A 14,569-nucleotide genomic window follows, 5' to 3' on the forward strand; every position below is an offset into this window, starting at 1 on the left:
CTAGCTTCGGGGCATGAAATTCCTGGTACGCGAACGCGTCTTCGACATCGGCGACGACTTCTGGGTGACCGACGAGCAGGGCTCCAAGGTGTTCTGGGTGGACGGCAAGGCCCTGCGGCTGCGCACCACCTTCGAGCTCAAGGACCCCCGGGGGAACGTCCTCATGGTGATCCGCAAGAAGCTCTTCAAGGTCCGTGACCAGATGCGGGTGGAGCACGACGGCAAGACCGTCGCCACCGTCCGCAAGCGGCTCTTCAACCCCATCCGGGACAAACTCGAGGTGGAGATCGAGGGCGGCCCCGACTGGGAGGTCGTGGGGAGCTTCTTCGACAAGGAGTACACGATCGGCGATAAGGAGGGCACCGTCGCCGTCGTGTCCCGCAAGTGGTTCCGGATGCGCGACACCTACGCGGTCGACGTCAACACCCACCGCCACGACCTCGGCGGGGACCCCGCCCTGGTGCTCGCCGTCGCGGTCGCCGTGGACGCGCTCACCGGTGACGACGGCGACGACGACTGAGCCGGATACGGTGGCCCGCTGTAGTGCTCGAGGCGGCCCGGCTCGGCCAGACTGACGGCACGTCGTCGAGAAGAGCGGGGATACGGAATGCGGTACGCGTGGGGCCGGGCGTGGAGAGCCTGTGGGTATCTCCTCCTGGCCGGGGCCTCGGGTCTGGCCACTCTGGTGATGATGCCCTTGGGCGTGGCCGTCGTTCTACTGATCGTGGTCGGCGGGGTGGGCCTGCTCCTCCTCCCCCGCTGCCTGGTCCTGTCGGTGCGCTGGACCGACCTGCACCGGCGAAGGGCCGCCCGCTTCCTGGGCGAGGAGGTTCCGGAGCTGCCGGTCCCCGCCGCCACGTACCTGCGGGAGATGTGGCGCGAACCCTCCGTGCGCCGTTCTCTGCGCTGGATGCCGGTGTTCACCCTGGTGAGCGTGGTTCTGGGGATGCTGGCGGTGTTCCTGCCCGGGATGGTGCTCAACACCGTCCAGACCCTGATGTGGTGGGCCCTCCCCGTCGCTCTGCGCCCGGAGCCCTACGGAATCGCGATCGACGGTTGGGGCATCGCCCTGGTCACGGTCGCCGGCCAGGTGCTGTCCTTCGTCGTGCTCGCGTTGTGGGTGGTCCCCGCGTCGGCCAGGGCGCACGCCCGCCTGTGCCTGCTTCTGTCCGCCCCGACCGAGGCGGAGCTGTTGACGGAGAGGGTGGACCGGTTGAGCCGGACCCGGGCCGAGGTGGTGGACTCCCATGGTGCCGAGCTCCGGCGGATCGAACGCGACCTGCACGACGGCACTCAGGCCCGGCTGGTGGCGATCGCCATGCAGCTCGGGGTCGCCCGTGAGGCGGTGTCGGATCCGGCCGTCGCCGCTCTCCTGGAGCGGGCCCATCAAGGGGCCGAGGAGGCGATGACCGAGCTGCGCGAGGTGATCAGGGGCGTCTACCCGCCGATCCTCGCCGACCGCGGGCTGGTGGGGGCGTTGACCGCGTTGGCCGCCCGAAGCGCGGTACCGGTGCGGCTGGACCTCGATGATCCGGGAGAGCTGCCGGTCTCGGTGGAGACCGCCGCCTACTACGTGGTCACCGAGGCGGTCTCCAACGCCTCCCGGCACGCGGACGCGGAGACGATCTCGGTGGCCCTGTCCCGAAGCCCGGGACTGCTACGGGTGGAGGTCCACGACGACGGCCGGGGCGGGGCCGACGAGAACTCGGGGAGCGGGCTCCCCGGACTGCGACGCCGGGTCGCGGCCCTGGACGGACGGGTGTCGGTGCACAGCCCCGCGGGCGGGCCGACCGTGATCGAGGCGGAGCTGCCGTGCGCATCGTGATCGCCGAGGACAACGTGCTGTTGTCCGAAGGGTTGAGGTTGCTGTTGGGAACCAGGGGCCACGAGGTGGTGGCGGTGGCCGAGGACGCGCCCTCCTTCGCCGAGGCCGTGCGTCGACACTCCCCCGACCTGGCCGTGGTCGACGTACGGCTGCCGCCGGACTTCCGGGACGAGGGGATCCGCGCCGCCATCGCGGCCCGGGTCGAACGTCCCGGGCTTCCCGTCCTGGTGCTGTCGCAGTACGTGGAGCAGGACTACGCGGGCGAACTGCTCTCCGACGGTCGTGGCGGTGTGGGCTACCTGCTCAAGGACCGGGTGGGTCGGGTGAGCGAGTTCGTCGACGCGCTGGACCGGGTGGCCGCGGGCGGCACCGTGATGGACCCGGAGGTGGTGTCGCAGCTGCTGACCCGCCGGCCCCGGGATCCGTTGGAGTCGTTGACCGCGCGAGAGCGCGAGGTGTTGGCCCTGATGGCCGAGGGACGCGACAACGCAGGGATCGCCGAGCGCCTGGTGGTGACCACCAACGCGGTGCACAAGCACATCGGCAACATCTTCGCCAAGCTGGGTCTGGCGCCCACCGACAGCGGTCACCGTCGGGTCCGCGCCGTCCTCGCCTACCTGGAACATCGCTAGTTCGTGCTTCTGTGGACCGTTCCTCCCACGCCGGCCGCACGATCCCGTGTCTCACGGCGGGCGAGCAGGAGTCCGGCCCCCGCCGCGGTGAAGAACATCAGTACCCCGTAGACGGCGGAGGGGACGGCGATCTCGGTGCTGCCCAGGACCGTCACCGCGATGGTGAGCGACAGCGTGGTGTTGTGCAGGCCGATCTCCATACAGGAGGCGACGGCCTCGGGGCGGCGGGTGCCGATCATACGGGGCGCCCAGTAGCCGACGGTGAGGCTGACCAGGTTGAAGATCAGCACCATGAGCCCGACCGCGACGATGTACCTCGGCAGATTCGCCCACTCGGCGGCGATCGCTCCGACGATCACCGCGACCAGCACGAGGACGGAACCGATCTTGACGGGCCGTTCCATCCGATCGGCGAAGGCGGTCGCCCTGGCCCGGACGGCCATTCCGATCACGACGGGGATCAGGACGACCGCGAAGACCTGGAGCAGCTTCCCGGTCTGGAGACCGATGGAGCCGCCGTCGGTGAAGTACCGGAGCGAGAGTCCGGTGACGATCGGCAGGGTCACCATGGCGGTGAGCGAGTTGATGGCGGTCAGGGAGATGTTGAGGGCGACGTTGCCCTTGAACAGGTGGCTGTACAGGCTCGCCGTGGTACCGCCCGGCGAGGCCGCCACCATCATCATGCCGACGGCGAGCATGGGCGAGAGGTCGAAGCGGGAGACGAAGAGCAGGACCAGCCCGAAGCAGACGATCGGCAGGAGGACGATCTGGCACCCCAGGACGAGGACGATCGTCCAGGGCATCGAGAGCAGGCGGGTGAAGTCCCGCGTGGTGAGGCCCAGACCGAGGCCGAGCATGATGACGCCGAGGGCGATCGGCAGGCCGATCGTCGTGAGGACCGAGTCCATGGGGGCACCTTGGGGGGAGGGCCGACGGGGCGGCGGGACGGTCGAGGCGTCGACGGACCGTACCCGGGACGCAGAGCGCGTGATCCATGCCACATCTCGCCTTCAGGCTGAGAATGGTGGCACGTGGCGCGGCCTCTGACAAGCCCCCTCATCGGCTCGACCGGGGCCGCGCGGACCGGGCCCTCTCCCTCGGGAGACCCTCAGGCGGCGGGCCAGGAACTGCCGGTCAGGTCGTAGGCCAGGTGGAACCACACCTTGCGGATGCTGGGGTGCCCGTTGTCCCCCCAGGTGGTGGCGAAGCTGTCGATCAGGGCCAGGCCCCGCCCGTCCTCGGCGGTGAGTCGTTCCTCGGGCGCCGCCGCGAACAGACGCCCCCCGCCTTCCTCCAGGGCGCTGGACGGCATCCCGTTGTCCCGACAGGTCACCGTCATCCCGTTGGGTCCCCGGTCGACGCGGATCACGAAGGTCTGGCCGGGCTCCCCCGAACGACTGTGCCGGATCGCGTTGGTGGCCAGCTCGGCCCCGAGCAGGGTGAGCACGTACCGGTAGTCGGCGTCACGGCCGGCCGCGCAGGTCTCCAGGAAGGCCCGCACCAGCGGCACGCTCACCGGTTCCCCGGAGAACTCCCATCGCCGTTTGGTGAACGGCACCGGCACCCGCCCGTTGAAGTAGTGCCGGTACTCGCCCGGAACCCTCGCGAGGACGTTGTCCTCGGTGCTGGTGAGGGTCGGCACGGCGACGAGCATGGGCATGGGAATGGCTCCTTCGGCGGGCGATTCGGTGGACGGGCGAGCCGAGGCGGGGGCGGCCGCGAGGGGTCCGAGGGGAGGGGGAGGCTCGAACCGGTATGACCTTACGCGATCCCACCGCCGCCGAACAGGGGCCTCGGGTGTGGTGAGTTCCCCGGAACGGCGTGTCGTCTCCGCGCCGCGGGCGGCCCCGGTCTCCCCGCGCCGCCCGTACTACCGCCCCACCTCGGACAACGCCCGCTCGGCCGCGGCCGCGGCCCGTTCCCCGTCGGCCGGGACCAATCCGATCCTGGTCCTGCGTTCCAGCAGGTCGGACACGTCCAGAGCCCCCTCATGGCGCACGCCGAAACGTAGTTCGGCCGGGGTGATCCCGCGGACGACCGGGGTCAGCGACGCCGGGTCGTCGCCCGCCTCGGCCACCACGTCGAGCGCCTCCATGCCGTACCTGGCCACCAGGTGACGCGGAGCGTCCAGTGAGTCGAGTTCCTCGTGCGAGGCGGCGCCCACCAACGGGATCTCGCGGGTCCGGCAGGGAGCGGCCGCGAGCCGGTGTTCCGCGACCACGGCGTCCACCGTCTCCTCCGCCATCGCCCGATAGGTGGTGAGTTTGCCCCCGACCACCGTGACCGTCCCCTGGGGGGACACCGTCACCGAGTGCTCGCGGGACAGGTTCGCGCTGTCCCCGTCCCCGTCCAGCAGAGGGCGCAGACCGGCGAAGGAGCCGATGACGTCGTCCTTGGTCAGTGCGGTGGCCAACGCGCCGTTGAACCGTTCCAGAAGGAAGTCGACGTCCTCCTCGGGGACCTCCGGGACCCGGGGGGTCGGACCGTCCAGGGGTTCGTCGGTGAGACCGGCGAAGACACGGCCGTCGGGTTGCGGCATGGCGAAGACGAAACGGTCGACGCTGCCGGGAAGCGGCACCGTCAACGCGGCGCGAGGGTGGCCGAGCGCGGCCCCCTCCAGGACCAGGTGGGTGCCGCGGCTGGGCCTGAGACGGATCCGGGGGTCGAGGGCGTCGGCGTGCACCCCGGCGGCGTTGACGACCGCCCGAGGCCGGACCGGGATGATCCGTCCATCGATCTCGTCGCGCAGGACGGCCCCGTCGGCGGAGACGCTCTGGGCCGAACAACGGGTGATGATCGAGGCCCCCTCGCCCGCCGCGGTACGGGCGATCCCGATGACCAGGCGGGCGTCGTCGATCAGTTGGCCGTCGAAGGACAGGATCCCGGCGAGCAGGCCCTCCCTCCGTACGCCGGGAAGCAGACGCAGGGTCTGGCGCGCGCTGAGCACTCTCGGGCCGCGCAGGACGGAGGAGGGGGTCCCCGCCAGCACGCGGAGGAGGTCGCCGGCCCCCATTCCCGCGCGGACGATCAGGGCGCGCATCGGCGCGTCGCCCCGGTACACGGGGACCACCATGGGCAGGGGGCGGACGAGGTGGGGCGCGGTGACGCGCATGAGGACATCGCGTTCGCGGGCGCTCTCGTAGGCGATACCGATCTGTCCCTTGGCGAGGTAGCGCAACCCGCCATGGACCAGTTTGGAGCTCCACCTGCTGGTGCCGAAGGCGAGGTCGTCGCGTTCGACGAGGACGGTGCGCAGACCGCGCGAGGCGGCGTCCAGCGCCACCCCGGCCCCGGTGACCCCGCCCCCGACCACCAGCACGTCGATGTCGGGTCGGGCTTCCAGTGCGGCGAGTTCGGTCTCGCGGCGGGCCGCGTTCAGGGAGGTGGACCGGCTCATGGGGCGTCCTTTCAGGGGCGCAGGTAACCGTCCAGAAGGGTGGCCAGTTCGGTGACCAGGCCCTCGGGGTCGAGTACGTCGGCGAACAGGCGGTGAGAGGTGACGGTGTTCTGCACGGTGACCATGACCAGATGGGCCAGGACCGCGGGGTCGCCCTTCCTGATCGAGCCGTCGGCCTGGCCCTCGACGATGGCCGGTTCGACCAGTTCGAGGGCGGCCCGATGACTGCTTCCGAGGCGTTGGAAGGTGTAGGTGGCCAGGAGTTCGGGTTCGGTGTCGACGATGCGCCCGACCAGTGGGTGGGCGAGCATCGCGCGGGCGACGCCGGCGGCGTGCCGCACCAGACGTGGACGGACGTCCTCGCCGTGGTCGCGTTCGGCGTCCACCTCCTCGGCGATGAGGATGCGGCGGAGTTCGCGGGTGAGCAGATCGGCGACCAGGGCGGTCACGTCGGGCCAGCGTCGGTAGACCGTGGGGCGGCTGACCCCGGCCCTGCGCGCCACGTCGGTCAAGGTGGTGCGACGCACCCCGAAGGCCTCGACACAGCTTCGGGCCGCGTCCAGGATCTCGTCCTCTACGTTACGCTTTGACGCCATATGTAAAACTGTAGAGCATGAACCACGATGCGCAAGCCTCCCCCGCCGACACCGCTCCGGAGATGAGCTGGTTCGCCTGGGGCGACCCCGACAAGGCGACCGAACTCGATCCCGGACTGCGCGACCTCATCGCCCGGGTACTGCGGACCGACCCTCGGGCGATGCCGCCCGTCCCCGAGGAACGGGTGGAACTTCCCGCGTCCCGTCTGGACGAACGTCTGCGCGCGGAGTTCGCCGGGATCGTCGGCACCGAGCACGTGCGCACCGACGACCCCACGCGACTCCGGCACAGCGGCGGCAAGAGCACGCCGGACCTGCTCGCCCGCCGAGCCGGCGAGGCCGTGCCCGCGCCCGACGCCGTGCTCTTCCCCGCCGACCACGACCAGGTGGAGCGGTTGCTCGCGCTCTGCTCGGACGAAGGGGTGGCCGTGGTGCCCTTCGGAGGCGGGACCAGCGTGGTCGGCGGGCTCACCCCGCTCGACGGAGGTCTGGCCGCCGTGGTCACGATGGACCTGCGCCGGCTGAACCGACTGATCTCCCTGGACCGCACCTCGCTGACCGCGGTCCTGGAGGCGGGCGTGCGCACCCCGCACGCCGAGGCGATGCTGGCCGAACACGGTCTCACCCTCGGGCACATGCCGCAGAGCTACGAGTACGCCACCATCGGCGGTTACGCCGCCACCCGCTCCAGCGGACAGGCCTCCGCCGGCTACGGTCGCTTCGAGGACATGGTGGTGGGCATGAAGGCCGCCACCCCGCGCGGCACCCTGGAGGCGGGCGGTCATCCGGCCTCCGCCGCCGGCCCGGACCTGCGCGGCCTACTGGTGGGTTCGGAGGGCACCCTGGGCGTGATCACCGAGGTGGCCGTCCGTGTCCGTCCCCGCCCGGAGAAGGTCGTGGACGAAGCGTGGTCCTTCCCCGATCACGCCACCGGGGTGGACGCGCTGCGAACGTTGGCCCAGTCGGACGTGCGACCCACCATGGCGCGTCTGTCCGATGAGACCGAGACCTTCGTGAACGCGGCCCTCGGCGGACGTGAGGCCGTCCCCGGCTGCCAGGCGGTGCTCGGCTTCGAGGGGACCGAGGAGGAGGTCGAGGCCCGCGCGAGGACGGTCCGGGCGACCATGGAGGCGGCCGGCGGCACCCTGGTGGGGCCGGATCCGGTGGCGCACTGGCGCGAGAACCGGTTCAACGCGCCCTATCTGCGCGACACCCTGCTGTCCGCGGGCATCCTCGCCGAGACCTTGGAGACCGCCGCCTCCTGGAGCGATCTGCTGCCGCTGTACCGGGCCGTGGTCGCCGCGCTGACCGAGGCCTTGGACGACGACGAGAGCGGGGTCCTCGTCCAGTGCCACGTCTCCCACACCTACGCCACCGGGGCCTCCCTGTACTTCACGGTGGCCACCGGCGCGGGCGACGATCCGACCGGGCGGTGGGGTCGGGCCAAGCGTGCCGCCTCCGACGCCATCGTCGCCAACGGCGGAACCATCACCCACCACCACGCCGTCGGCACCGACCATCGGCCGTGGATGATCCGGGAGCTGGGCCCGCTGGGGGCCGAAGTACTGCGTGCGGCGAAGGCCGCCCTGGACCCGCGGGGGGTGCTCAACCCCGGCAAGCTCCTGCCGGACGCCTGACCGTTCGAAGGGCCGGCTCCCCGGTCCGGTGGAGTGGGCCCACCGGACCGGGACCGCTCACTTCTCGGCCACTCGGGAGATCTGACGCTCCAGGTCCGAGGCGGCGCTCTCGGCCATGGCGTAGACCTCCTCGATGCTCTTGTCACCGCCCTGCTCGGCCACGACGACGCCGCTGACGACGTTCCCGGAGATGAAGGCGCTCATACCCATGGTCCCGCCGTCCGTGAAGTCGCCACCGGGCATGAGGGTGGCGAAGGTCGTGCCCTGGTCGCCGATCGAGTTCTCGTCCCACAGGATCTGCTGGGGCTCACCGAAACCGAGATCGATCTCGGAGACCTCTCCCTGAGGCATGTCCTGCCCGTCGAACCGATCCTGCGAGTCGAACGCCTCGTCCAGCTCCTCCCGCATCATCTCCTCGGTGTCCGGGTGGGCCATGTCGTAGAGCCCGACGTAGAACGAGACCATCACCTCGCCCGATTCACCGTCACAGGTGAGTTCGCCGTAGACACCGTCGGAGTCGGGGTCGTCCCCCTCCTCGAAACCTCCGTCGAAGGAGGTGACCACGCCGGCGGAGGTGTCCTGTAGGGAGTTGCCCTCGAACACGGTCGCGCAGTCGTCGGGCAGGGCGACGTACTCGCCGCCGGAGGAGGCCCAGATCGCGATACCGCCGACCACACCGATCAACGCGACCGCACCGACGGCGGCGCCGACGATCAGACCGGTCTTCTTCTTGGGCTCGGGACCCTGGGGGCCGTAACCGGGCGGGGGCTGCTGCGGCGGGAACCCGGGCGGGCCCTGCGGCGGCTGCTGACCATAGCCCGGAGGCGGCGGACCCTGAGGCGGCTGTCCTTGGGGGACGTATCCGGGCGGAGGCCCCTGCGGGGGCTGTTGACCGTAACCGGGGGGCGGCCCTTGGGGACCGGGACCCTGGGGAGGCGTCCCGGGAGGCCCAGGGAAGTGACCCTGCGGGTCGTACGGGGGCGGGGGCTGTCCCATGCGGGGGTACCTCGTAGCTCATATCGATGACGAACACGGCCTTCCGAAAGGGTCGAAAGGCCTTCTCCGTTCTATCCGACGCATAAGACCTCAAAGCCGCTCCTTCTCGACGGAACACACGCCCTCCTTCTCGTGAGAGGAACGAGAGCGCCTCTCCACCGGGGGTTCCGCCACCGTCGGCGACGCCGGGCGTCGGGAAGATCACCCTCCCCACGGCCTGTCGTCACCCGACTTTCGCCCGCGGGCCCGGGAACCGACCCACAATGGGGGACGTGAAAGGAAGACTCCGCATCCACCTGGGCTCCGCCCCCGGTGTCGGCACCACACACCACGCCCTGGACGAGGCCCGCAGACGCGTCGAACGCGGGGCCGACGTGGTCGTCGGCGCGGTGCACACCCACCGCAGGGTCCACACCTCCGCCCTGCTCCAGGGCCTGGAGGTCGTGCCCGCCCACCCCTCGGGTTCGGTGGACACCGCCGCCGTGATCTCCCGCGCTCCCGAACTGGTCGTCGTCGACGACCTGGCCAGGCCCAACCCGCACGGCGCGCCCAACCCCACCCGGTGGCAGGACGTGGAGGAACTCCTCGACGCGGGGATCGATGTGCTCTCCACCGTCGGTATCCACCACTTGGAGTCGTTGTACGACGTCGTCCATCAGATCACCGGGGTCCGCCCCGAGTACACCGTCCCCGACCGGGTGGTGCACGCGGCGGCCGAGGTCGAGCTGGTCGACGTCACCCCACAGGAACTGCGCCGCCGGATGGCCCACGGCGACCTGCACCCGGCCGAGCGGGTGGACGCCGCCCTGGCCGCCTACTACCGCGAAGGCAACCTCGCCGCGTTGCGCGAACTCGCGCTGCTGTGGACCGCCGACCGGGTCGAGGAAGGGCTGTCCCGCTACCGGGGCGAGCATGAGATCCGCCAGACCTGGGAGGCCAGGGAGCGGGTCGTGGTGGCTCTGACCGGCGGCCCCGAAGGCGAGACCCTCATCCGCCGGGCGGCCCGGGTCGCGTCCCGTTCACGGGGCGGCCGCCCCCAACCCAGCGACCTGCTCGCGGTGCACGTGCTCCCCCCGAACGGGATCGGCGAACGTCCCAGCGGGGACCTGCTGCGTCAGCGCCGCCTGTTGGCCGAGCTCGGCGGCACCTACCATCAGGTGGTCGGGACGGACGTGCCCTCGTCGCTGCTGGAGTTCGCCCGCGGCGCCCACGCCACCCAGATCGTCCTGGGCTCCTCCCGCAGACGTGCCTGGCAGTACGTGTTCGGGCCGGGTGTGGGCACGATAGTGGCGCGCGAGTCCGGCGACATCGACGTGCACATCGTCACCCACGAGGAGGTCGGCGGCGGACGTTGGCTCCTGCCCGCTCCCGGCCGGGGCCTGAACCACCACCGGAGGATCTGGGGCTGGACCCTCTCGCTGCTGGCGCCCCTCCTGGTCTCCCTGATCCTGACCCTGCCCTTCTTCGACGGGGTGGGACCCGCCTCGGACCCTCTGTTCCTCCTGCTCATCACGGTGGCGACCGCGGCCGTGGGCGGGTTGCGTCCGGCGCTGGTCTCGGCGCTGTGGAGCGCGGTCCTGCTCACCGTCCTGCTGTCGCCGTTGCACGGCAGACCGTCGATGTCGTCGGACAACTTCCTGGCGATGACGGTGTTCGTCCTGGTCGGCTCGCTCGTGGCGGTGATGGTGGAGATGGCCGCCCGGCGCTCGTCACAGGCGGTGCGCGGCCGGGCGGAGGCGGACGCGGTGGCCCTGTTGGCGGCGAGCGTCCTCTCCGGGAACGAACCGCTCCAGGCCCTGCTGCGGCGGATCCGCGAGACCTTCGGGCAGCGTTCGGCCACCCTGCTGGAACGGCTGGAGGACGACCGCTGGCATCCGGTGCACAGCGTGGGCGCCCCCGCCTGCGAGACACCGGAGGAGGCGGACGCCCTGGTGACGGTCTCCGACACGGTCGCCCTGGCCCTGCGCGGACGCATGCTGCCCGCCGCGGACCGGGGGGTGTTGAGCGCCTTCGCCACCCACGTGGGTATCGCGATGGAGCATCAACGGCTGGCGTGGGACGCCGCCGAGGCACGGGGCCAGGCCGCGGGCAACCGGATCCGGACCGCCCTGTTGGCGGCGGTCTCGCACGATCTGCGCACCCCGCTGACCTCCATCAAGGCGAGCGTCTCCAGCCTGCGCGCCACCGACATCGCCCTCTCGGAGGAGGATCGTTCCGAACTCCTGGAGACCGTCGAGGAGTCCACCGACCGACTCGACCGGCTCATCGGGAACCTGTTGGACATGAGCCGGGTCCAGACCGACAGCGTGGTACCCCGAATACGCTCGGTGGGGCTGGACGAGATACTCCCCTCGACCCTGTTGGGGGTTCCGAGGGAGGCCGTGGTGGTCGACGTTCCCGAGGATCTGCCCCGGGTACGAGTGGACGTGGGACTGTTGGACCGGGCCGTCGACAACGTGGTGGCCAACGCCGTGCGCTACAACCCCGACCCAGGCACGCCCGTGCTGGTCTCGGCCAGCGCGCACGGCGACAGCGTCCAGCTCCGTGTGGTGGATCGGGGCCCGGGCGTCTCCGACGAGGCCAAACAGCGGATGTTCGAGGCCTTTCAGCGCCTGGGGGACGCGCCCCAGGGGACGGGTGTGGGGCTGGGTCTGGCGGTGGCCCGTGGATTCGTCGAGGCGATGCACGGGACCCTCGATCCGGAGGACACCCCGGGGGGCGGTCTGACGATGGTGTTCACCCTGCGTGCGGTAACGCCGGAGGACGAGGAAGAGGAGAGGCGGGTCGATGCGGGTCCTGGTCGTTGACGACGATGTACAGATCATCCGGGCCATGCGGATCAACCTGAGGGCCCGGGGCTACGACGTGGTCACCGCGGGGGACGGAGAGTCGGCGCTGCGCCTGGCACGGGAGCACCCCCCCCAGGTGGTCCTGTTGGATCTGGGCCTTCCCGACATGGAGGGCGTGGAGGTCATCCAGCGGCTGCGCGGGTGGTCCCGGGTACCGATCATCGTGCTGTCGGCCCGGCACTCGGCGGGTGAGAAGGTGCGCTGTCTGGACTCGGGCGCGGACGACTACGTGACCAAGCCGTTCGGGATGGACGAGTTGTTGGCGCGGATGCGCGCGGCCGAGCGTCGGGCGGACCGGATCGAGGAGGCGCCGGTGGTCCGGACCGACACCTTCGAGGTGGACCTGGGCGCCAAGCGGGTGACGCGGGACGGCGAGGAGGTCCGGCTGACCCCCACCGAATGGCACATCCTGGAGATCCTGGCCCGTAACGCCGGTCGGTTGGTCAGCCAACGCCGGCTGCTGCACGACGTGTGGGGCCCCGCCTACCAGAACGAGACCAACTACCTGCGCGTCTACCTGGCCCAGCTACGTCGGAAGCTGGAGCCCGACCCCTCGCACCCCCGGTACCTCATCACCGAGGCGGGCCGGGGTTACCGGTTCGAATCGGCGTCCCGAGGAGACCACGCCCGACCTTGAAGGGGGCGGGCCCGGTGGAACGTGTCCCGGGCCCGACCTCAGGCGGGGATCTCGCACAGGTTCATGAGCAGGTCGAACTCGACCGTCCCGCCCTGGCCCCGGTTGGCCTTGGAGACGGCGAGGCAGGGGGCGAAGGCCCGCACCCACTCCATCATCCGGTCCCCGTCGACCCCCATCGTCCGGGAGAGCCCCTCCACCCGACGTTCCACCTCGGCCACGTCGTCGGCCTTCCACAGGGCCCAGTCGACCGCGTCCACGGCGGCGTCGCCCAGACAGGCCCGGGGGTCCAGGACCACCAGTCCGCGAGAGCCGCCGTCGATGACGTTGCCGGGGTGCAGGTCTCCGTGCAGGGGCACGATGTCGACGTCGCCGTTGGCCAGATCCCTGGCCTTGGCCGCCCCTCGGTGCATGAGGGTGGCGGGGACGATGTCGGCCGCGGGCCCCTCGATCCGTTCCCGATTCCACATGTCGAAGACGAACTGCACCCGGGCGATGAGCGGGCGCAGTTCCCGGTGGAGGGCCTCGGAGACCTTGACCCCGTGCAGGGAGGAGATCAGGCCGCCGATGACCTCGGAGGAGGGGACCACGCCCTTGGCCGCGATCGTCTCGCCGTCGACGCGTTCCATCAGGAAGGCCCCGTGTTCGCCGTCGAGCTCCCACACCTCGGGGACCCTCCGGGAGGGGCTCCACATGCGCAGCGAACCGGCCTCGGCGACGGCCAGGCCGTTGTCCGGGGAGATCTTGAGCACCCCGGCCTCCTCGGCGCGCCGAACGTAGAGGACGACGGAGGTACGGCCCTGCGGGGCCGGTCCCTCCACGGTCAGTCCCCAGCGGTCGGACAGCTCTTCGACGAGCGCGGGCAGATCCTTCAACCATTCGACGACGTGGCCACCGAAACGGTGTTCCAGTCGGCGACGGTGTCGATCGTCGACGAACCGCGCTGTGACGTCGTTCATACATCCACCTTCAGGTCCGCTCGTCTCGACGCCCACCCGGTTCCCGCCCCGTCCGTGGGCCCATACCCATCCTCGTACCTCGGGTAACGGTGGTGACGGTCCGTGACGCGTTCGTCATCGACCGGCCCCGCTCCGCGTTTCACGAAAGGCGCCCCTTGGCGGCGCGGTGCTGGGCCAGGAGGGTGTCCACCACCAGATCCGAGGGCCACAGAGGTTCGGTGATGGTGGTGACGTCGAACCCTCGGAGCAGGTCGAAGTCGGGGCCGTCCACCAGGCGCCAGGCGGCCACCGAGACCCGCTCGTGTCCGCTGCGGCGCAGCCGGTCGACGGCGTCGGAGACCGAGGGGGCCCAGGTCCGCAGGTAACCGACCTGGACCGGAGAGGAGAGGCGCCGGCTGAGCATTCGGGCCACGTCCATGACCACCTGGCGCTCCTCAGCGCCCGTGGTGCCGTCGGCGGCGAGGATCACCCCGTCGTCGTGGTCTCCGGCGACCTCGGACAGACGGGCCGCGAGGTCGGCGACGATCGAGGGGACCGCTCCCAGGGGGGAGGTCTGGCAGGAGTTCTCCAGACCGCCCAGGCCGAGGCGGGAGAGGAGGTGCGCGCTGGCCACGTCCCCGCCGGCGACGAAGGCGGGGACCACCACCTTGGGCCCGGGGACGGCGCGGATCGCGGCGCCCACCTCGTCCGGGCTCCCGAAGGCCGCCTCGACCGGCGCCTCGCCTCGTTCGGCCACCGCCTCCGCCAGGCCGTGCAGGGCCTCTCGTCGGTGGGCGTCACGGGAATCGTCGGCTACGAGGACCATGGTGGGGACCATGCACGGCTCCTTGGGCGTCGCGGCGGAATCCGTCGTCGACCGAGTATCGCGGGGTGTTGTTTCGAGGGAGCACACCCGTGTTACGCGGAGGGGAACAACGGACCATGGCTGTGTTGGTTATCTCCTGAGAAAGTCTTGGTGAACCATAACGATCCACTAAAAGACAGGAAGTGTCCACATCACGAAAAAACACACGACGGTACAAAACTTCACGGAAACCACGGAAG

13 protein-coding genes are annotated in these 14,569 nt (G+C 70.8%); 6 read left to right on the forward strand and 7 right to left on the reverse strand.

What is annotated here, in order from left to right:
- Positions 1–13 precede the first annotated feature (13 nt).
- From U9J66_RS20870 to U9J66_RS20880, 3 genes are all read left to right on the forward strand, one after another.
- Positions 14–520, forward strand: coding sequence for an LURP-one-related/scramblase family protein (locus tag U9J66_RS20870; protein WP_014908267.1), 507 nt, complete (start codon positions 14–16; stop codon positions 518–520).
- A gap of 87 nt (positions 521–607) precedes the next feature.
- The gene (locus U9J66_RS20875; protein ID WP_161111356.1) at positions 608–1,825 is read left to right on the forward strand and encodes a sensor histidine kinase; all 1,218 of its coding nucleotides are present in this window, start codon (positions 608–610) and stop codon (positions 1,823–1,825) included.
- Positions 1,813–2,457, forward strand: a complete 645-nt coding sequence (locus U9J66_RS20880; RefSeq protein ID WP_042282714.1) for a LuxR C-terminal-related transcriptional regulator — start codon at positions 1,813–1,815, stop codon at positions 2,455–2,457. The genes U9J66_RS20875 and U9J66_RS20880 overlap by 13 nt, the downstream gene beginning before the upstream one ends.
- On the opposite strand, the gene U9J66_RS20885 is transcribed toward U9J66_RS20880, so the two are convergent.
- The 4 genes from U9J66_RS20885 to U9J66_RS20900 all read right to left on the reverse strand — a co-directional run bounded on the left by U9J66_RS20885 (position 2,454) and on the right by U9J66_RS20900 (position 6,450).
- On the reverse strand, positions 2,454–3,365 hold the full coding sequence (locus U9J66_RS20885) for a bile acid:sodium symporter family protein (protein WP_014908827.1): 912 nt from the start codon (positions 3,363–3,365) through the stop codon (positions 2,454–2,456). The genes U9J66_RS20880 and U9J66_RS20885 overlap by 4 nt on opposite strands.
- 200 nt (positions 3,366–3,565) lie before the next feature.
- The gene (locus U9J66_RS20890) at positions 3,566–4,117 is read right to left on the reverse strand and encodes an ATP-binding protein (protein ID WP_014909940.1); all 552 of its coding nucleotides are present in this window, start codon (positions 4,115–4,117) and stop codon (positions 3,566–3,568) included.
- Positions 4,118–4,327: 210 nt separating this feature from the next.
- Positions 4,328–5,854: a glycerol-3-phosphate dehydrogenase/oxidase gene (locus U9J66_RS20895; protein ID WP_161111355.1), complete on the reverse strand. Its 1,527-nt coding sequence runs from the start codon at positions 5,852–5,854 to the stop codon at positions 4,328–4,330.
- A gap of 11 nt (positions 5,855–5,865) precedes the next feature.
- The gene (locus U9J66_RS20900; RefSeq protein ID WP_161111354.1) at positions 5,866–6,450 is read right to left on the reverse strand and encodes a TetR/AcrR family transcriptional regulator; all 585 of its coding nucleotides are present in this window, start codon (positions 6,448–6,450) and stop codon (positions 5,866–5,868) included.
- A 17-nt stretch (positions 6,451–6,467) separates the two neighbouring features.
- Here U9J66_RS20900 and U9J66_RS20905 point away from each other — a divergent pair, with 17 nt between their 5' ends.
- The gene (locus tag U9J66_RS20905) at positions 6,468–8,087 is read left to right on the forward strand and encodes an FAD-binding oxidoreductase (RefSeq protein ID WP_326338448.1); all 1,620 of its coding nucleotides are present in this window, start codon (positions 6,468–6,470) and stop codon (positions 8,085–8,087) included.
- Between the two features lie 57 nt (positions 8,088–8,144).
- On the opposite strand, the gene U9J66_RS20910 is transcribed toward U9J66_RS20905, so the two are convergent.
- Positions 8,145–9,083, reverse strand: coding sequence for a hypothetical protein (locus U9J66_RS20910; protein ID WP_237449983.1), 939 nt, complete (start codon positions 9,081–9,083; stop codon positions 8,145–8,147).
- A gap of 263 nt (positions 9,084–9,346) precedes the next feature.
- Between U9J66_RS20910 and U9J66_RS20915 the strand changes: the two genes are divergently transcribed.
- Positions 9,347–11,890: an ATP-binding protein gene (locus U9J66_RS20915; protein WP_042282725.1), complete on the forward strand. Its 2,544-nt coding sequence runs from the start codon at positions 9,347–9,349 to the stop codon at positions 11,888–11,890.
- The gene (locus U9J66_RS20920; protein ID WP_326338449.1) at positions 11,871–12,569 is read left to right on the forward strand and encodes a response regulator transcription factor; all 699 of its coding nucleotides are present in this window, start codon (positions 11,871–11,873) and stop codon (positions 12,567–12,569) included. Before U9J66_RS20915 ends, U9J66_RS20920 begins: the two co-directional genes overlap by 20 nt.
- A gap of 38 nt (positions 12,570–12,607) precedes the next feature.
- Here the strand turns inward: U9J66_RS20920 and U9J66_RS20925 are convergent, their stop codons facing one another.
- On the reverse strand, positions 12,608–13,525 hold the full coding sequence (locus U9J66_RS20925) for an aminoglycoside phosphotransferase family protein (protein WP_017535560.1): 918 nt from the start codon (positions 13,523–13,525) through the stop codon (positions 12,608–12,610).
- A gap of 139 nt (positions 13,526–13,664) precedes the next feature.
- Positions 13,665–14,342, reverse strand: a complete 678-nt coding sequence (locus tag U9J66_RS20930) for a sirohydrochlorin chelatase (RefSeq protein WP_014912395.1) — start codon at positions 14,340–14,342, stop codon at positions 13,665–13,667.
- Positions 14,343–14,569 lie beyond the last annotated feature (227 nt).

It is taken from the genome of Nocardiopsis sp. LDBS1602 (assembly GCF_035818715.1).
Classification (GTDB): domain Bacteria; phylum Actinomycetota; class Actinomycetes; order Streptosporangiales; family Streptosporangiaceae; genus Nocardiopsis; species Nocardiopsis alba.

Bases quoted from the DNA above. Each gene is read 5' to 3' on its own strand.
- U9J66_RS20870 (WP_014908267.1), top strand. From the start codon at position 14: ATGAAATTCCTGGTACGCGAACGCGTCTTCGACATCGGCGACGACTTC.
- U9J66_RS20875 (WP_161111356.1), top strand. From the start codon at position 608: ATGCGGTACGCGTGGGGCCGGGCGTGGAGAGCCTGTGGGTATCTCCTC.
- U9J66_RS20885 (WP_014908827.1), bottom strand. From the start codon at position 3,365: ATGGACTCGGTCCTCACGACGATCGGCCTGCCGATCGCCCTCGGCGTC.
- U9J66_RS20890 (WP_014909940.1), bottom strand. From the start codon at position 4,117: ATGCCCATGCTCGTCGCCGTGCCGACCCTCACCAGCACCGAGGACAAC.
- U9J66_RS20895 (WP_161111355.1), bottom strand. From the start codon at position 5,854: ATGAGCCGGTCCACCTCCCTGAACGCGGCCCGCCGCGAGACCGAACTC.
- U9J66_RS20900 (WP_161111354.1), bottom strand. From the start codon at position 6,450: ATGGCGTCAAAGCGTAACGTAGAGGACGAGATCCTGGACGCGGCCCGA.
- U9J66_RS20905 (WP_326338448.1), top strand. From the start codon at position 6,468: ATGAACCACGATGCGCAAGCCTCCCCCGCCGACACCGCTCCGGAGATG.
- U9J66_RS20910 (WP_237449983.1), bottom strand. From the start codon at position 9,083: ATGGGACAGCCCCCGCCCCCGTACGACCCGCAGGGTCACTTCCCTGGG.
- U9J66_RS20915 (WP_042282725.1), top strand. From the start codon at position 9,347: ATGGGGGACGTGAAAGGAAGACTCCGCATCCACCTGGGCTCCGCCCCC.
- U9J66_RS20920 (WP_326338449.1), top strand. From the start codon at position 11,871: ATGCGGGTCCTGGTCGTTGACGACGATGTACAGATCATCCGGGCCATG.
- U9J66_RS20925 (WP_017535560.1), bottom strand. From the start codon at position 13,525: ATGAACGACGTCACAGCGCGGTTCGTCGACGATCGACACCGTCGCCGA.
- U9J66_RS20930 (WP_014912395.1), bottom strand. From the start codon at position 14,342: ATGGTCCCCACCATGGTCCTCGTAGCCGACGATTCCCGTGACGCCCAC.